Source organism: Kribbella sp. C-35, from assembly GCF_046549195.1.
Taxonomy (GTDB): domain Bacteria; phylum Actinomycetota; class Actinomycetes; order Propionibacteriales; family Kribbellaceae; genus Kribbella.
Genome location: NZ_JAJPWG010000002.1, coordinates 1490482 through 1514112 on the forward strand (window position 1 = coordinate 1490482; position 23631 = coordinate 1514112).

Here is a 23631-nt window from a genome sequence, read left to right on the forward strand (position 1 = left end):
CGGGTCGACCCCAAATCAGGTGAGTAAAACGATGAGTCATCCCGGTCGATCGCCATGGATCGGGCGGTGCCGCGTACTGGAGGCGAGCGGACTTCTCTATCCGAAGTCCCGCCTGGCGAGCACGTCTGTATCCCTCGGTGTGACTCGAAGGCATTCGAGCGACCTGGTCTTCGTGGGATGAACCACCTCGATCCACTCCTTGTCTCCGACTGCGCGGTCATCGACTTGCTTTCTCGTGCGGATGGCGGCTGAAGGCGTGGACCCGGCCGTACAGGGTCGTCACCACGAGTCCCAGGGCGAGGCCGAGCGTGCCGCCGACGGCGAGGCTGATCCAGGCGCTGCCGAGTCCTGCGCTGAGGTTCCCGTCGAAGTAGAAGAGGGAACGTGTGCCGTCGACAACGTGCCGGTAGGGAGAGACGACGGAGAACAGGTGGAAGAACTCCGGTGTTGCTGCGATGGGCACCGTTCCTCCGGAGGAGACCATGGCGAGAGCGACGAAGAACACGGTGTTGACGAGCGAGCCGATCCCCGATCCGAAGACCGCAAATACGGCGAGGGCACTGGTGCCGATCGCAGCAACGACGGCAGTGGAGTAGAGCCATAGGGTGATCGGCTCATCGACGGTGACGCCGAACACGGCCGCGACGAGTTGGATCGCGAGCGCGGACAAGGGCGCGGCGGTCACGAGGATCGCGACCTTGGCGAGGAAGGTGCATCGGCGGGACACGTCTGTGTACGGCTGGCGGGCCACGAGGGGGCCGAGCTCGCTGGGGATGAAGCCCAGGGCGGAGTCGACGAGCGGGTTGGTGAGGGATGCGCCGATGAAGCCGATCAAGACGAGTACCAGCGAGAAGTAGAACGCGCTCATCCCCATGCCGGCGTGGTCGGGGAGGGGTTTGTAGGCGCGGGAAGCTGTCTCGAACGGTTGCGACAGCAGGGCGACGTTGGCGGCAGGTAGCACGGAACGCGCCGTGCCCTGGAGCAGTTGCTTGCCGAGTCCGTCGGCAACCCCTCGCAGCGCGGGCGTGAGGTTGCCGACCAGCAGACCGGTGCTGAGGCCTCCGTCTCCGGCGTTGGTCACGATGGTCACGGTAGGAACGGTGGAGCTGGATGCGCCCGGGAAGAGGCTGGCGATCGAGGCGTCGAAGTCTGCGGGGATCACAACCGCACCAGCGATCCGGTCTTCGGCCATCGCGGTGGCCAGTTCGTCGTGGGTCATCCGGGTGATCGCGAGTGTCTTTCCCGTTCCTGCCTCGATCGCCTCGGCGACGCCTTCGGCGAAATCGGGAGTTGCGGTTCTGGCCTGTGGTTCGACGACGAGTCCGACCGGCATGTCCGTCAGGTGACGTTGGGGATCGACGGTGCTGGCGAGGTAGATGGCCGGCAGGGTCGCCGCCAGTCCGACGATGAGAAGGATGGGCAGCAGCCAGGCGCGTCGGGAGAGCGTACGGCGTACGTTCATGAGTTGGTCCTCGGTCGTCAGGAGGCGCGGGTACTTGGCCTGTTGAGGATGGAGAAGTTCGCGTGGTCGCTGAGGATCGAGCCGACCGAGGCGAAGGAGCCGATGCTGCCGATCGACGGGACCGATCCGGTGGAACAGATGGACAGGAACGAGTTCTGGGAGCGCCAGGAGAGCATGTGATCACCGGTTCTGTGGGGTTCCTGCTGCGACGGACAGCTGCTGCGGGGCGGGCGGGGGCGCGACCCGAGGGACGGTCAGGGCGAACAGAAGGAGGCCCGCTCCGGTGAGGACGAGCCCGGCCCACGCCGTCGAGAGCGTCCCCCAACCTGCCTCGAGAACGGCTGCTCCGCCGATCGCGCCGAGTGCGTTGGCCAGGTTGAGCGAGGCCAGGTTCAACGCTCCCATCAGCGTGGGCGCTTCCGGGGCGTACCGGGTCAGAAGGACCTGGATGGTCGGTATCGCCATCATCATCGTGGCGCCGACTCCGAACAGGGCGGGGAACAGGACGACCAGGTGCCGACCGCCAAGAGCCACGAGAACGAGGAAGACCAGCACCGTTCCGTATCCCAGGACCACTCCCCGGTAGGCGTACTCGTCGGCCAAACGCCCCCCGAGCCAGTTGCCTGTAGCCATTCCGACGCCGAAGACCGCCAGCGCGACAGGGATGATCGCCTGGTCGGCTCCGGCTGCCTCGGTGATGTAGGGGCCGATGAACGTGTAGACGGCGAAGATGCTCGAGATGCCGAGTGCAGCGATGGCCATGGTGACCCAGACCATGGGACGTCGTAGGGCTCCGAGCTCCTGTCGCACCGGTCCGCCGTCCAGTGCGGGCGTGCGCGGTACGCAGTACCAGATCGCTGTACCGGCACAGACCCCGATGCCTGCCACGCAGGCGTAGAGGGCCTGCCAACCGGCCTGCTGCCCGATGAAGGTGCCGATCGGTGAACCGATGATGGTCGCGATGGTCAGTCCGGCCATCACGGAGGCGAATGCCTTTCCGCCCTTGCCGGGGCCGTAGGCGTAGGCCGCGACCACGGCGCCGGCGCCGAAGTACGCGCCTTGGACGGTCCCCGTGATGAAGCGGGCGATCGCGAGCATCCCCAGCTCGGAGGCGAAGGCTGACAGCACGTTACCCACCAGGAAAAGTCCCACCAGTGCAAGGAGGAGCGTCCGGCGGTTCAGGCGGGCAGCGGCGATGCTGAGCACGGGAGAGCCGACGACCACGCCGAGTGCGTAGGCGGTGACGGCGTACGTCGCCGCGGGCACGGAGACATCCAGGTCGGCCGCGAACAGCTGGACGATCCCGTTGCTCCCGAACTCGCCGGTCCCAATGGCGAACGTCCCGAGTGCGAGGGCGAGCAGGATCAAGGTGGCGCGGCGGTCCGCGTCTCCGGGGCGGTGCCGCTGCTCGGCGGAGCGACACTGCGCTTGGTAGGCCTGGTCGTGCATGTCGGCTCCGTTCGTCAGCTGACTGCGCGAGCGGCGGCCAGGATGAGGTTCGTGGTGGCCGCTGGTCGCGACACCATGGCGACGTGCGAGGCGCGCACGCGGATGGTTGTGGCGTGTGCGCGTCCGGCCATGTACTCCTGCGTCTTCGGCGGGATGGTCTTGTCCTCGGTGGCGACGAGGTACCACGACGGGATAGTCCGCCACGCGGCCGGGCCGGCCGGCTCGGAGAACGCTGAAGCCGCGAGCGGACGCTGGGTGGCCCACATCAGCCTCGTCGTGTCCGTGGGGAGGTCTGCGGCGAAGGCGCTGCGGAAGATCTCGGCCCGCAGGTAGAGGTCGACGTCGGTCCCACCGCCGGGCGTCGGGTACGGGCGTGCGAGAAGGGCGTCGTCGGTCACAAGGCTTCCCGGGTTGAGCCGCGCCAGCAATCCGACGGGCTCCCCCTCATCGGGAACAAAGGCGGCTACGTAGACCAGCGCTTTGACGTTGCCCGCGCCCGCGGCGGCACTGCTGATGACAGCACCGCCGTAGGAGTGGCCGACCAGGACGACGGGGCCGTCGATGGTGTCCAGGACGCTCCGGATGTAAGCGGCGTCCGATGCGAGGCCTCTGAGCGGATTGGCCGGGGCGATCGCTTCATAGCCGTTGGCACGCAGCGCTTGGAGCTGGGCGGTCCATCCGGAGGCGTCAGCCCATGCTCCGTGCACCAGCACGATGGTCGGCTTGGCCGACGACGACGAGAACTGCGTCTGGCCCTGCGGTGTCGCAGCAGACGGGTTGGCGCTGGTCAGCAACAGACCGACGAGCGCGAAGAGAGCGACGAGTGCGACGAGGTGGGCGAGGGGTCGCCGGCGCGAGTGTGTCATGTGTGTCTCCTCGGGGCGGATCGAGTGATGTCGAGGCGGTGCTGGATGGTTCAGTCGCTCACGGCCAGGACGGCCTTCTTGATCAGCTCCACAACCGCGGTCGGCTGCGAGAGCATCACCAGGTGGGAGGACTCCACCTCGAGTGCCGCCACGTTGGCGCGCTGGTAGGCGAAGCGCTGGACCTCGGGGTTGATCGTTCGGTCCGCGGTCGCGACGACGCCCCAGGCGGGCTTGGTGTGCCAGGCGGCCGCCGCGGCCTTCTCCTCGAAGGCTGCTGCCGACAGCGGCCGCTGCGTGACGGCCAAGGTCCGCACGACGCGACGGTCGACATCGGAGGCGAAGACGGCCGGGAACCGGTCCACCGCCACCGTGAGATCGACGCCCGCTGGGACCGGCGTCGGTACCATGGCCGTCGCGAGGTCCGAATCCGCGAAGCGACCAGCCAGCTCACCGAGACTCTCACCTCGGTCCGGGACGAATCCGGCCAGGTAGACCAGGCTGCTCACGTTGTCCCCGGTGCCGGCCACCGTTGCGACCGCGCAGCCGTAGGAGTGGCCCACGAGTACGACGGGTCCTGGGATCGAGGCCAGGACGGCTCCAAGGTACGTGGCATCGCCGTTCAGCGAGCGGTTCGGAACAGCTGGCGCCACGACGCGGATCTGGTCGTCCAGCAGTCGAGGTACGACCTCGCCGAAGCTGGACGCATCGGCAAACGCCCCGTGGACCAGGACGACGGTGGGTTGTGACATGGGCCGGCCTCTCGCTGCGGTGTCTGGACGGCACCAGCCCATCAGCGTCGACTGAACAACTTGTGCATCGCAGAATTCAGTACGACGCCACCGCGGCCGATTTCCGGAATCGCTGTTCTGCGGCACTCGGCAACGCGTAGCGTTCCGACATGAGCACGGCGGAAGGCATGTCTGCTCCCGGCGACGGGAACACTCGGCTCGCCTTGCAGATCCTCGGCGCGACCCGGGTGTGGCGTGACGGCGTCGAGGTCGATCCGGGGCCTCGTCAGCAGGTTTACCTTTTGACGCTGCTGCTGGCACGAGCGGGTGGACCCGTCAGCACCTCCCAGCTGATCGACCTGATCTGGGGCGATGACATGCCGCGCTCGGCGATGAACATCGTGCAGAAGTACGTCGGAGCGTTGCGGAGGGTCCTCGAGCCCACTCTCTCGGCGCGCGCTGCCGGCTCCTACATCCATCGACACAGCAGCGGCTACCGGTTCGATCCGGGCAACGTCTCCCTCGACCTCGCAGAGTTCCGCGACCTGGTGAGCCGAGCCCGCCACGCGGTAGCCGGACAGCGGGCGGAGGACGCGGTAGCGGCGTACGAGCAAGCACTCGGTAAATGGCATGGCCCAGCGGGCGACGGCCTCACCGCGGAGGCCGACGCGGTCCCGTTGTTCGCATCCGTCAACCGCGAGCTGTTCGACGCCTGTTTGGAGGCCGCCCGGGTCGCTGTGCCCCTCGGACAGGCCAAGCGCATCCTACAGCCACTCCGCCTGGCCTCCTGGATCGCGCCGTACGACGAGACGATCCAGGCGACGCTGATGATTGCCCTGGCGGGAGCGGGACAGCAATCCGAGGCCTTGTCGGTGTTCGACACCGTCCGAACGCGGCTCGCCGACGAGCTCGGCGTCGACCCCGGTCAGACGCTGCGGGAGGCGCATCAGCAGGTGCTTGTCCGCGCCGAGACGACAAGCTCGTCAAGGTCACTCGAACGACTCCCAGACCTCCCGATGAGCGTCGAGGCCAACCTGGACGGAACCGGGGACACAGATCGGTCGAGCCGCGCACGGCAGCCGGGCAGGCTCGTCGGCCGAAGAGCAGAGCTCGCCCTGCTCCGCCATGCCGTCGACTCGGCCACGTTCTCCCGTCCACAGGTCGTCGTGGTGGAAGGGCCGCCGGGAGTGGGCAAGAGCCGGCTGCTGCACGAGGTGGTCGAGGACGCGCGGGATCAGGGTGCTTTCACGGCATGGGGGCGTTGCCAGGATGGTGAGGGTGCCCCCGCACTGTCGCCGTGGATACAGATCGTCCGCATGATGATGAGTGCGGTGCCTGAAGACCAGGCTGGGCGATGGATGACCACCGAGCTTGGCGCCCTTCTGAAACAGTCCTTCGACGCACCGCCGGGCAGACCGGATCCTCGAGCGCACTTCCGGCTCTGCGAGCAGGTGATCTCGCTGGCCGCCACCGTGGCAGCGAAGCAATCCGTGGTGGTGGTCGTGGACGACCTGCACTGGGCAGATCAGGCCTCTCTCCAGCTGTTCCTGCAACTGGCACAGTCGCTCCCTGCCCGCTGCGTGTTGGCGGGAGCGCTGCGTGACTACGCCCCCGCGCCCCACGAGGAACTGCAGCGCCTGCTCGCAGCTCTTGCGCGCCAGGACGGGCACCGGCGAGTTGTGCTCGGCCCGCTCGAGCCGACGGACGTGGCCGAGCTGGTACGCCGCGAGATCGGGCAGACCCCCACGCCCGGCGTGGCGCGGAGCATTCAGGCCCGGACCGAAGGAAACCCGTTCTTCGTCGTCGAACTGGCCCGCTTCATGGCAGACGGCGGAGATCTGACCGACGATCATGCAGCCCAGGCCGCCGTACCTGCCACTGTGCGCGACATTGTCCGCGACCGGATGAGCCGACTGGACGACGAGGAGCGTCGTTTGATCGCGATCGCGGCCGTGATGGGTCGCGACATCGACGTCCGGCTGTTGTCGCGCGCCGCCGGCGTCGACCCATCGCTGTGCCTGAAATACCTCGAGACCCTGCAGACGCACGATCTGCTCCGCGTTTCGTCCGATGCCGTCGGAGACTGGCGCTTCGCGCACGACCTCGTCCGCGAGTCGGTCGTCCGCTCCACCCCCATCTCGGATACCAGCCGGCTTCACCTGCAGGCTGCCGACGCGCTGGAGTCCGTTGCCACCCACAACGAGACGCGCGCCGAGGCGCTCGCCCACCACCTGCTGGCGGCCGGCCCACTGGCCGATGCTGCTCGGACCGCCGAAGCCCTGATCGTCGCCGGCCGGATCGCGGCGAGACGTTCGGCGTACGACGTCGCTGAGAAGGATCTGGACATCGCGGCGGGAGTCGCGCGCAATGCCGGGCTCGCCGAGCTCGAACTCACCGCACTCACCGAGCTGACCGCCATCACAGGTATCCACGCCGGCTTCGTAGGCAGCACGATGGACCACCTCGACCGGGCGGAGACCATCGCGCGGTCGCTCGGCCGGGAACGCGAGGCCACCGGGTTCCTGTTCTCACGGTTCCTCGCCCATGCCCAAGGGCTCAGGGTCCAGACTGCCGGCGGTCTCGCGCGACGCCTCCTCGACAACGGGCGACGCTCGACAGACCCAGTGGTTCAAGCATCGGGACACCACGCATGGGGGGTGTACCAATGGAGCTCGGGAAACGTCGGTGCGGCATACCGCAGCCTGAACCGGTCAGCGGCACTCATCCAGGCCGAGCGAGAGGCCGAACCACTGCGTTTCCGCCTGCAGATGCTGACTCCGGTCATGCTCGCTCTGAACACCGCACTCCACGGCGACCTCGCCACCGCTCGCGAGGAATTCGGCAACATCGAGGCAAGTGCGGGGAACGATCCCTACGCGATCAGCATCTGGGGCTCGTTCAGCGTCACCGCCGCGGCCGCGGCCGGCGACCACGACTGGGCCCTGCGCGCCGCGGAGACCGCGATCGCGCTCGACCCGGACTTCACCTTCTCCTTTTCCGGCAGCTACATCCGCCTGGCAAGACTCTGGGCGCTGGCGATGTCCGGTGCGGACCCGGCCGCCGTCGGAGCAAAGGTGGAGCGGATCATCGAGACATCCCTCGTCGACCCACCGCGATCGAACCTCGCCACGTGGTACGCCCTCCTCGCCGAGATCCAGCTCGCCGACGGCAACGCCCCTGCGGCCGCAGAGGCACTGGACAAAGCCGAGACCTTCATCTCCACATACGGCGAACGGTACGCAGAAGGACTGGTACTCCTCATGCGAGCACGAACCCTTCACAGTCAGGGTCATCCGATGGAAACGGTTCGCGCCACAGCCCAGGAAGCACTCGACCTCTCCACAACCCGCGAGGCCCACCTCTTCGCCACACGAGCCAAAACGTTCCTGGCGGAACTCAGCAGGTGAAAGTCCGACGACGCGTCCGCCGGCGCGGCTGGAACGTCAGGGCCGATGGCGTTGGTTGCATCGACGGATATGTCGCCACTACGGTGACTATCGCGGCCATTCTAGAATGGAAGATTCTGCACAGCAGAACGGAGCCGGGCGAGCTCTCACCAAGTCCGCGGTCGGCACGAGTGGCCGCCGCACGGCAGTACCAGCCGGACTGCAGGCTGGGAGGACGGCTCGGCCTCACGGCGAGCGCGCCGAGCCGTCGCCACGTTCGGCTTGGTGTGTCAGCGGCGACCCGCTAGCTGGCGAATCTTCAGCCTCCTGCCACCAGGGTCTCCGCCAGCCGTAGAACCAAACTGCGAGCAGCCATGCGCCCGCTGCGGCCGCGAGGATGTAGAACACCCACCCCCCGTCTTCGAGCAAGCTCTTGCTCAGCTGGTCTTTCGCCCAGTTTGCACCGTTCTCCCGGCAGGTGTTGATGTCGTCCAGCTCGGTCGCCAGCTCGGAGTCCTTGTACAGCTGGCATTGTGGTCTCAGGTCCTTGCCTGCCTTGCCTGCCGCCTTGTCCGACTTGTTCGCCTTGGTCAGGATCTCAGTGATGGCCGGCAGCTTCGCCAGGTCGTCGGCCGCCTCGGGGTTGTTCTGCTCAGGGTCAGGGTGATCAGCCCTCCAGTGCTCGAACACCTGAAGCATGGCCAGATGGCCGCTGGCGTTGGGGTGAAGGCTGTTGTGGTACCAGTTCTCGGGGTTGAAGCGTTGCTCGGCGATCCCGGCGACGGATCGAAGGCCGATGAAATTGATACCGGGTCGGTTGCCGTTGTCCGGGTCACACAACTGCAGGTGCGCGTCCGCAAGCGCGTTCTGCATCCCGTCCAAGAAGTAGAACTTCTCGTTGAGCGCCGCGGCTTGGATGGTCAGGTTCAGCGCCTGGACGAAGTTGTTGATGAATTCGAGGTCGCCTTGGGAGAGGGCCGCTTGGGCGCATTTGCGTGGCTTCCCCGCGGTGTCGACGTACACCGGTGCGGCGTACGGGATGACCAGAACCGGTGCCGTCTTCGACACTTCGCGTACCTGCTTGTACGTCTCGGCCAGGTTCTTGCGTACTTGCCCGAGACTCTCCGTCCAGAGATGGGCCTGCTCGTTGCAGTTTCCCGGAGCGATGCACATCGCTCCGATCGTGGAGAACCCGGCATCGTTGCCGCCAAGACTGATCACGACAAGAGACGGCTTGAGCCCGTCCTGCATGAGCTGCTGGAGCTGCTGGAGCTGAGTGCCGGGTTCGCTGAACTGAGACTGGCCCGTCAGCCGGACGTTGCGGGTACTGGCCCCCTGACACGCGACGGACTTCGTCGTGTTGAAGTCATTGCGTCCTGCGATGGCCGCCCACGCCGTCGGCGCCCGATGGCAGAGGTTCCGGTCTTTCCCTCGGCTTTCATCGGTCTTCTCGTAGTAGACCTGTGCCCCTTCGCCAGACATGTAGGAGTCGCCGAGAGCGACGAGCGCCCTAGGCCCGTTGGTCGCGGGGAACTCTCTGGCGGGTGCGGCCGCCGCAGGCGTGACGCCCATGAGTGCGACCGCCGCGATAACTGCAGCAATGTCGGCCTGCGTACTCGAGACGATGGCGAAGACCAGGAGAGCCACCGCGACGAACGCGGTCACGATCCACATCGTTGGCGTCGCGCCTTGTCGTCGAACGACGACGATCGCAAAGGATCCCCCGAACAGCACCGCGCCACCTATGGCGAACACGACAAGACGCGTCGCCTTGCCCTCCAGGCAGGTGACTGTTGGCTCTGTGAGGACCGTCAGCCCGCCCGGCATCACGAGTGCACCGACGGCGGACAGCACCACTCCGACATTCGTCGAATCGATGCGAATGAGGAAGCTACCTACGAGCACGAGGATCAGCCCGAGAACCAGCAGGACACCGCCGATCGGGAGCCTGCCCGCGCCATGCCAGCGCTCGGCGCCGACGCGCTCCTTCTTCCCGCCGTTGAAGCCCCACTGGCGGAAGCGCATGAGCACGTAGCCGGCCCCGAGGTAGAAGAGCAGAACGCCGGCGATCAGGAGGCTCCCCACGTGCTTCCCCAGACCCACGCCAAAGAGGACAGCTCCAACCCCAACGGCTGGAAGTGAGATCCAGTACGGAAAGGTCCACGGTCGCTCGTCGGCGTTTTTCGACCGGGCCGCCTTGACCGACGCCTGATGCTGCCCGCTGACCCAGACCGCGGCCACCGCGACGTAGAGGGTGAAGACGAGGACGACGTGGAACAACGTCGCGCCTTGGCGACAGACCACGACCAGGAGGACCGCGGTAGCCACAAAGAGCGACAGTCGACTGACGATCAGGGCGACACGCTCGCCATCCATCGCCTTCGCATAATGCCCAGCCAGGCTGGCTCTCAACCAGTTGCAGCGCCCCCGCTGCTCGTCTGGTTGAGTGTCGTCATTTCCCCTACTGTCAGTATCCATTGTCGTACCTGCGCACTTCAAAGCCGGCCGCCAGGCCGTCAGCGTCCTACAGCACATCTCGCCTTCCCAGCCGGGCGCCTGACGGCGCCCGGTCCGGCGGTTCAGAGCAGAGCGACCACTCACCGGGGCAGTGCATGTTCTGCCGCGATGGTCGGCCTTCGCCCCTGTGTCACTCGTGGCGTGGCTCGAGGTGGCCGTCCAGGATCAAGTCGCCGTCATCAGGGTCGGTCACGGTGCCCCCCTCTCGGACAATGACCAGCGAAGTCGCGCTGCCAGATCAAAGCCGTGGTCCCCAGCCTCACGCCTCTGGCTGCTCTCACATAGTCGGATGCAAGAAACCACGCGAAAGATACGGACATATCCGCTCCATAACATTCTGTGCCGCTGAACACGCCGAGAGCTTGCGCTCGGTAGCCAAAGCAGCCCCGAGGGGTCGCCTGGCCTTGCCGTCATCACACTGGCCAGCCCACTAGTGATACTGGTCGAGGTGGTTGAGTCGCTGGTTCTCGGTGCCACGACGCCTCTTGATGGCGGCGCGTTGCGGGCGGCCTGGTTGAAGGCAGATTGAAGGCGCGACGTCTGTTTGCGGGCCTGGCGCAGTGTCTCGCGGGTCTGCTCGAGCTGGTCGTTGTGTCGAACGAGGTCGGCTTCGAGGTCGGCGATGCGATGCTGGTGGGCGTCCAGTACCGTTCGGCCTGATCGCGCACAGCTTCGGCCGTCGCGTACTCCACCTCGGCCTGATCAACCCGTTTGCGCTGCGCGCTCCGGCGATCCTGAAGAGTTCTGTCGACGGTCGGGCGGCGCTTCGCAGTGCGCTCGGGACGCGGCTCGGTTCTCGCCGGTTCTGCGTTTCGAGGCGGCGAGCGTCGGACGACCCGGGGCCGAACGGCGACGAGTTGGGCTGGATCACCGCTCTCGTCGACGACGCCGAAACCGACGTGCCGCAGTCCGCTGGCCGGCTGTCCGGTCCGCAGCAACTGCGCTTGCGGAGGTACATGCCCGGTCTAGGGCTGTGTACTGCGGCTCGGCTTCGCGTCGCCCCGCCAGCTTCTGCAGAAGGAACGCCCGCTACAGGAGACCTGACTGCGTGCCCATTCTTGCCAAATCCCGGCGTTGCTGGCGAAAACGGGCAATCCGTTTACACCTGTCCCCGGTGCTGATCAGATTCGGTCACCCCAGACCACCGAGAGGACACCATGCGTTCTTCTGCCCGCCGGCTGCTCGTGCCGGCCGCTGCGCTTCTCCTGGTCGCCGGTCTCGCCACTCCGGCGACGGCCGGCGCCGAACCTCCCCCACCACTCCCCACCGCCGGCGGCGCGGCCGCGGCAGGAGGGACACCCCTCGACCTCACGCTCATCACCGGCGACAAGGTCACGGTCGCGCCCGGTCCCGGCCGCGCCGTGTCGGTGCAGGCCGTCGAACGCGCTCCGCGGTCGACCGGACCGGTACGGGTCAGCGTCGAGAACGGCGACACGTTCGTCTACCCCGGCGCCGCGATGCCGTACCTGGCGACCGGGCAGCTCGACAAGCAGCTGTTCAACGTCAGCGAGCTGGTGGCCGAGGGGTACGACAACGCCCGGAGCAAGGACCTCCCGCTGGTCGTCACGGGCTCGCCGGGCGTGGCCGCCAAGTCCGCGCGCCGCTCGGCGCTGCCGGGCACAACCACCACGGTCGACCTCCCGTCGGTCGACGGCGCGGCCGTCAAGGCCGAGAAGGCGCAAGCGGTCGCGCTCTGGTCGGCGCTGACCGGGCAGAGCGGCCAGCGGGCGAAGGCGAGCACCGCCGCGGCGCCCTCGTTCGCGACGGGGATCGCCAAGGTCTGGCTCGACAGCAAGGCGCGGACGATGCTCGCGGACACCACCGCACAGATCGGCGCGCCCGCGGCGTGGGCGGCGGGCGTGACCGGCACGGGCGTGCGGGTCGCGGTGCTGGACTCCGGTGTGGACCTGGGACACCCGGACCTGGCACCGCGGATCGTGGCGACCAAGAGCTTCGTGGCCGGTGAGGACGTCGTCGACCGCAACGGTCACGGCACGCACACCGCGTCGACCGTCGCCGGTACCGGCGCGGCCTCGGACGGCAAGGAGCGTGGCGTCGCACCGGACGCCGATCTCATCGTGGGCAAGGTGCTCGGCGACAGCGGCTCCGGCCCGATCTCCGGAATCATCGCCGGGATGGAGTGGGCCGCTCGGACCGAGCACGCCAAGGTGATCAACATGAGCCTGGGGACGCCGGCCTGGCACACCCAGGACGATCCGCTGAGTCAGGCCGTGAACGAGCTGAGCGCCGAGACCGGTGCCCTGTTCGTGATCGCCGCGGGCAACTCGGGGAGCAGCCCGTACAGCGTCAGCTCACCGGGGACCGCGGACGCCGCCCTGACCGTCGGCGCGGTGGACGGTTCGGACCAGCTGGCCGACTTCTCCAGCGTCGGCCCGCGGCTGATGGACGACGGCCTCAAGCCCGACCTGACCGCACCCGGCGTCGACGTGCTGGCCGCGCGGTCGCAGTCCATGAACGACGGCGGCGAGGGCTACTACCGGTCGGACAGCGGTACGTCGATGGCGGCTCCGCACGTCGCCGGCGCGGCCGTCCTGCTCGCTGCACAGCACCCGGACTGGACCGGGCAGCAGCTCAAGGACGCGCTGATGAGCACCAGCAAGCTGACGCCCGCGTACACGCCGTACCAGGCGGGCACCGGGCGCGTCGACGTCGCGGCGGCCTCGCTGCACGGTCAGCTCACCGCCACCGGATCGGTCGACGCCGGGCTCGTCCAGTGGTCGCCGAAGCCGGCCCGGACGCCGGTCAAGCGGCAGATCAGCTACCGCAACACAACGGACCAGCCGCTCACGCTGCGGCTGTCCACCGACCAGGCGGGGATCTTCCGCCTCGCCGCGACCGAGGTGACCGTGCCGGCGAAGGGCACCGCCGCGGTCGGTTTCACGGCGGACCCGAACGGCCTGGCTCCTGGCCAGTACGCCGCCCAGGTCATCGCGACCTCCTCGACCGGCACCGTGCACACGGCCGTCGGGCTGGCCGTCGAGCCGAAGAAGTACAACCTGAACGTCCAACTGAAGGACCAGGCCGGCAAGCCGGTCAGCGGTGAGGTCGAGGTCACCGGCGCGGACGGGAAGTCCACCGTGCTGTGGGCCACGGACGGCAAGCTCACCAGCCGCTGGGCGCCCGGCTCGTACACGATCGTTTCGACCCTGGACGTGCCGGGGAGGAAAGGCCCGCACTCGCTCGGCCTGGCCTTCCTGACCGCGCCCGAGGTCGACCTGACCGCGGACCGGACCGTCGTTCTGGACGCGTCGCGGAGCCGTCCGATCAAGGTCGACACGCCCAAGCCGACGGCCGTCACCACGAGCAGGTTCGACCTCTTCCGGTCCTTCACCGCGGCGCAGCCGACCCCGGACGACAGGGCGGCGCTGCACGAGATCTTCATGCCGCCGCCGGACTACGACAGCTTCTGGGCGCTGCCGACGAAGAACAAGGTCCGCACCGGTAGCTTCGTGCTGACCACCCGGTTCCGGGCCGAGCAGACGCCGCTGACGATCAGCTACGACGGCCGCACCCTCGACGACTCGCTGCTCGTCCAGCCCGGCTCCCCGGCGTTCCGCGCCGGCACGACGCGCGTCACGGCCGTCTTCGCCGGCACCGGCACGCCCGCCGAGTACGCCGGTCTGGCCGCGCGCGGCACGGCGGTCGTCGTCCGCAACAGCATCGACGTACCGCCCGCGGACCGCGCCGCTGCGGCGCACGCCGCCGGCGCGGCCATGCTGCTCGTGGTCAACGACGGCATCGGCCGCTACAACGACTGGTACGGCGGGGACGACGGCCAGACCCTCGGCCCGATCCCGACGGCGTCGCTCACCCTCGACGACGGCGAGGCGCTGATCAAGAAGCTCACCACGCGCCGGACCGAGCTGACCGTCGCGGCCAACCCGGTGCCGTCGTACCTGTACGACCTGGTCGACTACCACCAGGGCAAGGTCCCGGACGACCCGTCCGCGGCCACGGACCCGGGCAGTCTCGCCCGGATCGAGAACGACTTCGCTCCCCCGAACGGGCAGCAGGTCCTGGAGAGGCGCGAGGACAGCCCGGCGTACGAGTACTTTCCGGCCGCCTTCCCGTACGCCGTCTTCGGGTCGATCCGGGTGCCGCGGTTCCCGGCGAAGCCCGCGGTGGGGCACCGGACGGACTGGGTGTCGGCGGGCGCGAAGTGGCAGCAGTACGCCTCGATCAACGGCTGGGCGACGTTCACCGACATCACGAGCTACCAGCCGCGCAGCGTGCAGAGCCAGCGCTGGTTCGGTCCGATCGTGCGGCCACGGATGCTCGAGTTCGAGCTCCCGCACCGGGTCGGCAACGCGATGGGCGGCATGATCGCCGGGTTCGGTGACGGCGGGTCCGCGCACAGCGGCGACTCGCTGATGACACGCAGCTTCGCGCTGTACCAAGGCGAGGAGAAGCTGGTCGGGAACGGCCCGCGGCCGGACTTCGGCGTGGGCGACCTGGCGCCAGAGAAGCGACCGTACCGCCTGGTGGCCGACACCGTCGGGAACGCCGAGCTGACGCCGTACTCGACGAGCACGCACACCGAGTGGAGTTTCACGTCCGGGGAGGCGGAGAACCAGCCGCTGCCGCTGGCCCAGCTCGACTACGGCGTGGACGTCGACGCGGCCGGGCGGGCCAAGCGGAACTCGGTCTTCGCCGTCAAGCCGGTGGTGCTGGGCAGCAATGCCCGGCAGGACGCCGTGGTCTCGGTCGGGCTGGAGGTCTCGTACGACGACGGGGCGACCTGGCAACGGCTGCAACTGAAGGAAAGCAAGGGCAGCTGGGAGACGCGGCTGCAGGCACCGCCGCGGGCCGGGCAGGTGTCGGTGCGGGTCACCGCCAAGCAGCGCAACGGCGGCGGCATCAGCCAGACGATCGTCCGGGCCTTCGGGCTCAGATAATGCGGGCGGGCGGCCGGCGGACGCCGGTCGCCCGCACTTCCTCAGACGGTCTGCGAGAGCACCCCAGACAGGTCCAGTGCGACCGCCATGATCAGCGTCCACGAGCCAACAAGATCCTCAGTTGACCACTCATCGCGCATGACCCGCCACCGTAGGACCAACGGGCTCACCCGCAAGAGCGAGCAGCAGGTTCTACTTGCGGCCGGGGACAGCTTCGGGAGTTCTGGGCCTTGTACTCACCTTCTTGGCTGGGGTCGCGGTGGACCTTGTGCGCGGCGCCGTCCAGGGACAGCATCGATCACCTGGGCCGGGTCGTCTCGCTCGAGCACAGCCGTGATTCTGTCCAAGTGCTCATGGATGACCTGGGGTCCGTGAGGCCGCTCAGCAACGGCGGGGAAATGACCGCCACCGGGCCGCCGACTATCTGCCCACCTTCAGTCACCGTGTAGTTGTCGCGGGCTAGAACTGGAACGCCGAGTCCAACAACCACATGATCGGCATCAACGAACAACTCGGCTACCACATCGTCACCCGAGCCATCGACTACCAGAAGAACCTCTGAAACAAGCCGGGGACGCCGCATCAAGCGGCGCCCCCGGCTCTGCACTACTGCAGGATCACTCCCCCACCAGCTGGTTCCAGTGGCCGGTGACCGAGAAGATGCCGGTGCCCGGGATGGTGCCGCCGGTGACCCGGCCGTAGGACGTGACCGCGGTCTTCGAGCCGTTGAACTTGCTCATCGCGTACTGGTACGCCGAGTCGGTGTCGTTGTCGAAACCGGTCACCAGCGAGCCGCCCCTGTCACCGCAGCCCTTGGCGGCCAGCGACTCGTACGCCGCGAAGCCCGTGCTACGGACCAGCTTCAGGATCGGCTTGGTCGAGGCCGCGGCCGGGATCCGGACCGTCCAGAGCGCGCCCGCCTTGGTGGTCATCAGGAGCGTGTCGTAGGTCGGGGTTTCGGAGACCACGGTCATCGCCTTGAAGCCCTTGAAGCCCGGGAAGTGGCCGAGCGCCCGGAAGGTGGCACCCGACGCCGCGTAGCGGTACAGGCTGCCGTTGGTGCTGAGCCCGTACAGGTACGAGCGGTTCGGCGCGGTGATCGCGTAGTTCGACGTCACGAGCTGGGTGAAGCTGGTCCAGCCGGAGCCGATCCGCGCGTACGTTGGCCGCGCGTTGTCGGTGTCGAAGTAGGTCACACCGCGGTACAGCGTGCCGTTCTGCACGAACAGGCTGTGGTAGTAGAAGTGCGCGTCGGTCTGCACGCCGTACCACGTCGTGTTGAGACGGGTGCCGACGAACGGGAACTCGGCGAAGAACTCACCGCGCGGCGGCTTGCCCGGCGTGACCAGGACATCGTTGATCCCCGGCTTCGGCGTGTTGAAGCCCACGTCCTGCACGCATCCCCCGGAGGCGAGCTTGGTGTTCGGCGTGGTCTTCAGGTTGCCCTTGGCCGGGTTGGCGATCGCGGGCGTCGGGTTGGACCGGACGGCGGCGGTGGCCGGGCCGGCGGCGGCCGTGGCGGCGAGCATGCCGACCCCAGCCAGGGCGAGCGCGAAGCGCTGCAGTTTCATACTAGGAGTCCCCCTCAAGACATGAGCGACCTCGATGGGCCTCGAGATCGTGCGCGAGCATAACGTGCGCGGGGGACAGAACGCGCCGCGGTTGCACCTTGTTGCAACGCCGGCCATCGGTCCACAGGACGTGCGAAGTGGCCGTCGGGATCGCCCTTCCCTCGGGAAGGGCCGTTGGAGCCGACATCAGCCGCCGGTGTCTATCGAGAGAATCGTGAGCGGGCCAGCGGCAAGAATGCCCTGCGCCCGCACGCTCAACAACACCGCCTCGGGGCAACGTTCGACCTCGGACTTCGTCGCGGCGAGGATCTCGAGGTAAGCGGTGACCGATCCCTGCGGTTCGTCGATTGACCGGCTGATGGACGGTGAGCCCAACGCGTCGCGGCCCTGGGTCGCTTCCAACGCAGTCTGCGGAAGGCTGGCGTAGGACCAGGCGCCTTGACGGCACGCTGTGCGGCGGGACCATGGTGTTCGGTCCGCGCCTATAGAAGCCGATGAGTCCAGCAGTCCGGCGCGCATCTGCTGACTGGCAGGGGTATTGAGAATCGATCGATTCTCAACACCCCCGGCCCTCCAAGTCGGCCGGACCCCCGACACGCCGCACGCGAGTGTCGAAAGACGTGTTGCCAACCCGGAGTGTCCAAAACTTGCTCCGAGGTGTACGGCCCAGCACGGCCGAGCGATGTTGCTTGGTAGTCGTACGTCACGACGGGCAGCACGAGAGGGTCGCCGCGCCTGGGCACTCATGGGATCTGCTCCCGGGCATGCCACACCACGTAAAGCTGGCCGACCTCGTGACGTACTACCGCTGATCGCCTCGGATGGACGGGGTGGGAACTGGCAGGAACGGGAGTTGATGAGCCGGGAGTGAGCGGGCGCGAGGGATCGCGGGACCATCATCTGGGGGTGTAGGGCAGCAACGGCTTCTCAACGGTCAGGAGGTTTTCGATCGGGTCTAGCCAGCTCGACGGGACGAGGAGCTTGTAGGTAGGCGAGTGGGAGACGACGCTCGACACGCGGAGGTCGGCGATCAAGCTGAGGAGGGCGTTGGCCTGCTCGAAGCCGAGTTGCTGGGTGAACCTGAGGTGGTGGACGGCGTCGGAGATTGCTTGGGTGTAGGCGTCTTTCTCGGTGAAGCGGCTGCAGAGGTGGATGATCGCATCGGGGGTGCGGACGATGGGACGGTGCGGGGAGGTGGCGGGGATCACCTCGACGGTGAGGTCGCACCAGGAGGCGATCTCAATGCCCTGGCCGCTGATTTCGCCATCGCCCATTGCGGCGTGCGCGTCGCCGATGACGAACCGGCCGGACCCGATTTCGTCGTAGAGATAGAGGGTCGAGCCGGGGGCGAACTCCTTGGTGTCGAGATTGCCGCCGTGGTCCCAGGGGTCGGCGATCAGTTCGGGCCGGACCAGACCGAGCCAGCCGAGCATCGGGACAACTGGTATGACGTGTTGGCCGTCGAGGATCACCTGGTCGCCGCGGAGTTCGGCGCGGCCGGCGTATTCCTGGTCCGCGGACTCGCGGAGGACGCCGCCCCACGGCTCCCAGGGTTTGGTGGTGGTGGCGAAGCCGTAATGACCGACGGGGTCCAGTTCAAGGGCGTGGAGGTGGAAGGCGAGGGTGTCGCCAGGGCTTACGCCCTCGACGCGGAGTGGGCCGGTCAGGAAGGGGTAGTCCGAACCGGGCCAGGTGCGGATCCGGGTTCTTCGACCGGGCTGAAGAATCGCGGCGTCCGGAAGGTCGTGGCAGTCCAGATCGACGGGCGGCGCAGCGATGGGGTCCATCACGGCACTGTAGGACCATCGAAGTGATGACACAGGCGATTATCAGATCGAGCGAGTTGGTCAGTCGCGGCGTTCGGCTCCGGGCCGCTCAGCTGAGCGTTCTTGCAACTGGCAGGAACGGGAGTTGATGAGCCGGGAGTAGCGCCCGGTTCGCGGCAGATGAGGGTGCCTGGAGGATGACCTGAACCGACAGTCCTGTCGGCTCGGTTCAGTCCGGAGCGCAGACGTAGAGTTGGAGCGCCGCATCTGCGGTGAGTGGCGCACGGGACCAGTCGCCGAAGCGTTCAACAACCCGAAGACCGCCAAGCGAGAGCAGCAGCGGCAACTCCTGGGGGAAGATGCTCCTGATCTCGAGCGGCGCGACACCGAAGTCGGCCTCGGAATCGGTCGAGAAGTACCACCTGCCGCGAGTCACCTGCGCGGCTGCGTCGTAGGTCTCCGCGACATCGACATGGACTACGCCACGATCGGGATCCACGAACGACAATGCGTCGCGCCTGCGTCGAACGCCGTCGGCCTGGGCAAGCATGCGCACGCTCGGGTTGAACACGTCGAAGATGAGCCGCGCTCCGGGCGCCAGGTGCTTTCGCACCGACCGGAAGCAGTCCACCAAGTCCTCAGCTTCATGCAGATGGAGCAGTGAATTGGCGGCGATGAACACGAGATCGAACGTTCTTCCCAGGTCGAACTCGCGCATGTCGCCCTGCACCCACTGCACCTCCACGCCGCGCTCGTCGGCCTTGCGCTGAGCCTCGGCAAGCATGTTCGGCGAGAGCTCCAGGCCCATGCACGGATGCCCGTCGGATGCGATCGGGATTAGCTTGCGTCCGGTGCCACACCCGAGTTCCAAGACACCCCCGCCTTGCCGATCGGCCTCGGCCCTATAGAAGTCGACGGCCTGTTCGCCTCCGGGGAACAACCGGTCGTACAACCTCGCGTCCGAGTAAAACTGCTCGCTCATGAGTCGCACGCTCCTTGCCGGATCTTGGGCAGCCTGCCTTTTCGGCCAACAAACACCTGGGCCATTGTCGCGATCAGGCCGAGATCCTTCCACGGCTTATCGACGCGACCGCACATCGGCATGATCGAGCGTTCTATGTGGAGACAGCGTCTGCGGGCGATCAGGCCATCTGGGCGCCTGGCTGCGATGTATTGGCAGTACACGCTGGCGGAGCCGATGGCGTGGCGCTCGATGGTGGACGGATGGTAGCCAAGCGCGTCGGCGATGATCGGCACGAGCTTGGTCAGCTCGTGCAAGGTGCCGAGCCGCGCCGCGCGCGTGCGGAAGACAAGGCCAGCAAGGCCGCGATGACGAGCGTACGGCGACACCATGAAGGGCGGCCGTGCTCACCTGATCGGGTTCGGGCGACAGATCTGGCCTGGCCGCCACTCCCAGACGAGCCTCGACATCGGCCGCTCGTACGACAGCGGCCAGGCCGACGGGTGATCGATCGGACGGTCGTGCAACCGGCCCATCACCTGACACAGTCGAGGAAGTCCTGCTCGTAGTAGTGCACCCGGTCTCGAGGGCCGCCCTGCAGGCGGATCACCGGTCCCCTGTTGGTTGCTGTTGGGCCGGCCGTCAGAACTGCTCAGCCTGGCGAAGTTCGATGCCCGGGATCCAGGAGTACTTGTTCTCCGTGCCCTTCACCCGGCCGTACCAGGTCCCCTTCTCGAAGATCCACGCGTCCACGAATCCGGCAGCGACCCATGCCTTCTCCACCGGGACCGGCGGATCCACCTTCCGCACATGGTCTGGTGACCGCGACCCGTACACGTCGTACTGCAACTCCAGGTCCGCGGCCAGACTGTACGCAGCTTCCTCCGACAGCTACCGGCGCAGATGCCTTATTCCGGCCGTGTCGTATGCCTGGCGTCATGGCTCGCTACTGCGAAGCAGGATTGTTTGGCCTGCTCGGCGCCGGATGGCCCGTCACTAGATGACAGTGAGGGCGGAGGCGACACCAGTTGGCGTCGGGCTGACCGATCGGTGCTGAGCACGGCGCCCCGACCTGCGACCGTGGCTACGCTGAGCTAGCCAACGTCGCGGATGAGAACGCCCGACCTTGTGTGGCTCGCGCGAGCCTCTACACCGGGTGGAGGACTGTAGATGTCGGGCCACCCGACGCGGCTACACCGCCTCAGTTGAGGCTACGGTGCCGGTTCCAGCCCTTGGAGGACCCAGGCAGGACAACGATCAGCCTGATGAGCATGTCCATTCTTGATCGACCACCGCAATGATCTCATCAGGGTAGTTGAAGGGGTCCCATGCATCGAGTCGAAAGAGTTCGGTGACGATGTCGACGGCAGATGCAGACATGTCTTCCGATAGGCTCTGCCCGCGAAGTCTGGTCCGAGACTCGACCAACCTGAGTGCGGCGCCTTCGTCCTTTACTCGGAGCCGGTAGACAGCTTCCACCGTCACTGACCCCTCAGCTTTCTTCGGAGTCTTCTTAGAACGCTTCTTCCGACTTTGATGCGAATTCCTGTCTACTTCATTGAACGGGTTCCCCCATCCTGATATGTCGAAGACCGTTTCTGCATATCCGTCCATTGCCTTCCGCAGATCATTTACGGCTCGCATGGCATCGGTGGGCTCATGCTGCGGGTTGCCGACGACGTCGGAGTGCAACTTGATCGCGTTAATCAAGACAGCAGTTGCAGGAGCCAGTGGTCCTGTCGAATCCTCTGTCATAGGTAGTCACCCCTCTTTCGCCATTCATAATGGCGGGTGTGAAGCAGTTCGCCGTGCTTGTTGTAGTAGTCTACATGGACATGGTTCCCTCTTTTGCATATACCCCGGTAGCGGCACCTGCCGCCTGACTTTGCATCTGCCCTCGCTGCACGCTCAGCCTCTTTCTGGGATTTGTAGACCTTTCCGGAGTTCGAGTTACTTTTCGCCTTCTTCCAAAACCTCGAGAACTTGAATCCCCACCCTTTTCTGGAGGCGTTTGATGACCGTACGGGATCCTGTCCTCGCCACCCGCCAAAATCTGCACTTCGGCCGCGGCCTCCCCAGTTGCGGTCGTTAATTCGACCGTCTAGGTCGACGTAGTTGAAGGTATCGGTGGGATAGGTGTAGGCGTTCGTGTTCCCGCCAGGAACGGGGTCCGTCGATGTGAAGATGCCGGTTTGCGGATTGTAGAGGCGTACCCCCATCAGCAGGAGTCCGCTATCTGCGTTGGCGCGTTGTTCTCGGCCCAGCCAGCCATAATGAATGGTGCCAGTGCCCGCGCTGATATTGGCGGTGTTGCCGTATTCGTCGTAGTTGTTCCAGCCAACTATGCCGCCTGCCGCATTTCCTCCTGCGGGTAGGTCCACGGTGGTTACGACATCGCCGTGGGCATTGGCGAGCGTGAGGTCGGCGGCGCCGGTCTGGTCGACGGTGAGGGCGAGGTCGCTGCCGATGAGTTCTGCGTAGCGCTGGGTGGTGGTTCCTTGGATGACCCAGGTGGGGTTGTCGCTGGTGTCGGTGTAATGCCGGACAGCGTTGGTTGAGCCGGTCGCGTTGGTGACGGTTTCGGTGGCTCGGCGGTCGAGTGCGTCGATGGTGAAGCTGGTGGTGGTGCCGCCTTGGGCGATCGAGCGCGCGAGGTCGTTGTCGTAGTAGGTGAGGGCGACGTCGCCGCCGCTTGGGTGCGGGGCGTCCGCGGCTGGGAGGCTGGTCGTGCGACCGAGCGCGTCGTAGGTGTAGCTACCGCTACCGTTGGCGCCGGTGACCGGGCGGTCGGCGGCGTCGAAGGCACGGGTGACACTCGTGGCGCCTGAGGTGCTGCACGAGCCGTCGGCCGCCGCCGGAGCGGTGGACTTGGTGAGCCGGTTGTCGTTGGGCTCGAAGCCGTAGGTGCGGGTCACGCAGGCTGGGGCTTGGGCTGGGTCTTCGACGTCGACGCCGGGAGCGGCGGCGGTGCGGTCGTTGACCTGGGTGAGGCGGCCGGCGTTGTCGTAGGAGAAGTGCCGGTCGTAGGGGATGGCGCCACCGATCGCAGTGGTGAAGGCATTGCCGTCGGGGGTCCATTCATGCGTCACGCGGCCGGAGATGTCGTTCTCGAGCGACCAGGACAGCCAGGGCCCGTTCGGGTCCACGGTGGTCGAGCCGTCGCAGTTTACGGTCGTGACTTGGCCGGTGTAGCGCAGGCCGATGGGTTCGCCGGTGTTGTCGATGTCGTTGTACTGCGTGACGCCGCCGGGCAGCTTCTGGGTGACGAGGGTCCCGTCAGAGTCGTAGGCGCCGACCGACGTCCAGGTGGAGCCTGCGGTGGTGACGTCGACCTTGGTGACCTGGCCGCGGTGTTCGGTTTTGCCGTTGGCATCGGTGCCGTCGTAGGTGTAGGTCGTGGTGCCGTTCGGGTCGGTCACGGCGGCCACGTCACCGGCGGCGTTGTAGATCGTCGTGATGGCCGCGTCACCGGAAGGCTGGTATGAGACCTGTCGAGCCCAGGCGTCGTACCCGGTGATGACGGTACCGGCGATGGTGTCGTCGGCGTTCTTCGCGGTCACCACGGTCGGTTGGCCGGTGGCGGCGTCGTAGCTAATGGCCTTCTTGGTGTTCGGCGTCGACCCGGTCAGCCCGGTGGCGGAGGTCGCCGTGGAGTCGGTGCGGCCGTCAGGTTTGTATGTCGTGGTAGTGGTGCGGGTGACGGTGCCCGAGGTCTCGGTGAAGGTCTTCGGCGCAAGCAGGTAGGTGAACGCCGAGGTTGTCGTCCACGGCAAGCTCGGACCCGAGCTGGGTGCCGCGGCGGGGTAGGTCTTGCAGACCATCCCGGCCCACTGCGGCTTGCCGCCACAGTCAGTGAACTGGGCATTGACGGCGGCGGTGTAGTACACGGTCTTGGTGGTGCCGGCGTCGGCGCCGTTCGATGTGGGCTGCCGGGTTTCGATGACGCGCCCCTCGGCGTCGTAGCGGGTGAGTTTCACGATGTCGCCGGTGCTGTTCGCGCCGTTGAGGT

General features: G+C 66.9%; 17 protein-coding genes. 4 read left to right on the top strand and 13 right to left on the bottom strand.

The annotated features are described in order from the left end of the window. Nucleotides 1–217: 217 nt before the first annotated feature. Complete coding sequence (locus ACLJOO_RS19690; protein WP_410788625.1) at nucleotides 218–1462, bottom strand: YhgE/Pip domain-containing protein; 1245 nt, start codon at nucleotides 1460–1462, stop codon at nucleotides 218–220. Nucleotides 1463–1510: 48 nt separating this feature from the next. Here ACLJOO_RS19690 and ACLJOO_RS19695 point away from each other — a divergent pair, with 48 nt between their 5' ends. After that, nucleotides 1511–1642: a hypothetical protein gene (locus tag ACLJOO_RS19695; RefSeq protein ID WP_410788626.1), complete on the top strand. Its 132-nt coding sequence runs from the start codon at nucleotides 1511–1513 to the stop codon at nucleotides 1640–1642. Here the strand turns inward: ACLJOO_RS19695 and ACLJOO_RS19700 are convergent, their stop codons facing one another. From ACLJOO_RS19700 to ACLJOO_RS19710, 3 genes are read right to left on the bottom strand one after another with little or no spacing between them, the layout of a single operon-like run. Then, the gene (locus tag ACLJOO_RS19700) at nucleotides 1643–2911 is read right to left on the bottom strand and encodes an MFS transporter (RefSeq protein ID WP_410788627.1); all 1269 of its coding nucleotides are present in this window, start codon (nucleotides 2909–2911) and stop codon (nucleotides 1643–1645) included. A gap of 14 nt (nucleotides 2912–2925) precedes the next feature. Continuing rightward, on the bottom strand, nucleotides 2926–3777 hold the full coding sequence (locus ACLJOO_RS19705; RefSeq protein ID WP_410788628.1) for an alpha/beta fold hydrolase: 852 nt from the start codon (nucleotides 3775–3777) through the stop codon (nucleotides 2926–2928). Between the two features lie 50 nt (nucleotides 3778–3827). Beyond that, the gene (locus ACLJOO_RS19710) at nucleotides 3828–4526 is read right to left on the bottom strand and encodes an alpha/beta fold hydrolase (RefSeq protein WP_410788629.1); all 699 of its coding nucleotides are present in this window, start codon (nucleotides 4524–4526) and stop codon (nucleotides 3828–3830) included. Nucleotides 4527–4675: 149 nt separating this feature from the next. Here ACLJOO_RS19710 and ACLJOO_RS19715 point away from each other — a divergent pair, with 149 nt between their 5' ends. Further along, complete coding sequence (locus ACLJOO_RS19715; RefSeq protein WP_410788630.1) at nucleotides 4676–7912, top strand: BTAD domain-containing putative transcriptional regulator; 3237 nt, start codon at nucleotides 4676–4678, stop codon at nucleotides 7910–7912. Nucleotides 7913–8137: 225 nt separating this feature from the next. On the opposite strand, the gene ACLJOO_RS19720 is transcribed toward ACLJOO_RS19715, so the two are convergent. Next, nucleotides 8138–10267: a GDSL-type esterase/lipase family protein gene (locus tag ACLJOO_RS19720; RefSeq protein WP_410788631.1), complete on the bottom strand. Its 2130-nt coding sequence runs from the start codon at nucleotides 10265–10267 to the stop codon at nucleotides 8138–8140. A 666-nt stretch (nucleotides 10268–10933) separates the two neighbouring features. Here ACLJOO_RS19720 and ACLJOO_RS19725 point away from each other — a divergent pair. Both ACLJOO_RS19725 and ACLJOO_RS19730 read left to right on the top strand, forming a co-directional pair. Beyond that, entirely contained in the window at nucleotides 10934–11068 is a 135-nt protein-coding gene (locus tag ACLJOO_RS19725) for a hypothetical protein (protein WP_410788632.1), read from the top strand. A gap of 497 nt (nucleotides 11069–11565) precedes the next feature. Continuing rightward, on the top strand, nucleotides 11566–15324 hold the full coding sequence (locus ACLJOO_RS19730) for a S8 family serine peptidase (RefSeq protein ID WP_410788633.1): 3759 nt from the start codon (nucleotides 11566–11568) through the stop codon (nucleotides 15322–15324). Between the two features lie 617 nt (nucleotides 15325–15941). Here the strand turns inward: ACLJOO_RS19730 and ACLJOO_RS19735 are convergent. From ACLJOO_RS19735 to ACLJOO_RS19770, 8 genes are all read right to left on the bottom strand, one after another. Then, complete coding sequence (locus ACLJOO_RS19735) at nucleotides 15942–16895, bottom strand: hypothetical protein (protein WP_410788634.1); 954 nt, start codon at nucleotides 16893–16895, stop codon at nucleotides 15942–15944. Nucleotides 16896–17081: 186 nt separating this feature from the next. Beyond that, nucleotides 17082–17297: a hypothetical protein gene (locus tag ACLJOO_RS19740; RefSeq protein WP_410788635.1), complete on the bottom strand. Its 216-nt coding sequence runs from the start codon at nucleotides 17295–17297 to the stop codon at nucleotides 17082–17084. 494 nt (nucleotides 17298–17791) lie between these two features. Continuing rightward, entirely contained in the window at nucleotides 17792–18682 is an 891-nt protein-coding gene (locus ACLJOO_RS19745; protein WP_410788636.1) for an acetamidase/formamidase family protein, read from the bottom strand. Nucleotides 18683–18890: 208 nt separating this feature from the next. Next, the gene (locus tag ACLJOO_RS19750; RefSeq protein WP_410788637.1) at nucleotides 18891–19643 is read right to left on the bottom strand and encodes a class I SAM-dependent DNA methyltransferase; all 753 of its coding nucleotides are present in this window, start codon (nucleotides 19641–19643) and stop codon (nucleotides 18891–18893) included. Beyond that, a complete protein-coding gene (locus ACLJOO_RS19755) occupies nucleotides 19640–20014 on the bottom strand; it encodes a hypothetical protein (protein WP_410788638.1) in 375 nt (124 codons plus the stop codon). The genes ACLJOO_RS19750 and ACLJOO_RS19755 overlap by 4 nt, the downstream gene beginning before the upstream one ends. Before the next feature lie 250 nt (nucleotides 20015–20264). Beyond that, on the bottom strand, nucleotides 20265–20471 hold the full coding sequence (locus tag ACLJOO_RS19760; protein WP_410788639.1) for a hypothetical protein: 207 nt from the start codon (nucleotides 20469–20471) through the stop codon (nucleotides 20265–20267). A 408-nt stretch (nucleotides 20472–20879) separates the two neighbouring features. Further along, nucleotides 20880–21377, bottom strand: a complete 498-nt coding sequence (locus tag ACLJOO_RS19765) for a hypothetical protein (RefSeq protein WP_410788640.1) — start codon at nucleotides 21375–21377, stop codon at nucleotides 20880–20882. Next, nucleotides 21374–23599 (bottom strand): RHS repeat-associated core domain-containing protein, encoded by a 2226-nt coding sequence (locus tag ACLJOO_RS19770; protein ID WP_410788641.1) that lies wholly within the window; start codon nucleotides 23597–23599, stop codon nucleotides 21374–21376. The genes ACLJOO_RS19765 and ACLJOO_RS19770 overlap by 4 nt, the downstream gene beginning before the upstream one ends. Nucleotides 23600–23631: the final 32 nt, after the last annotated feature.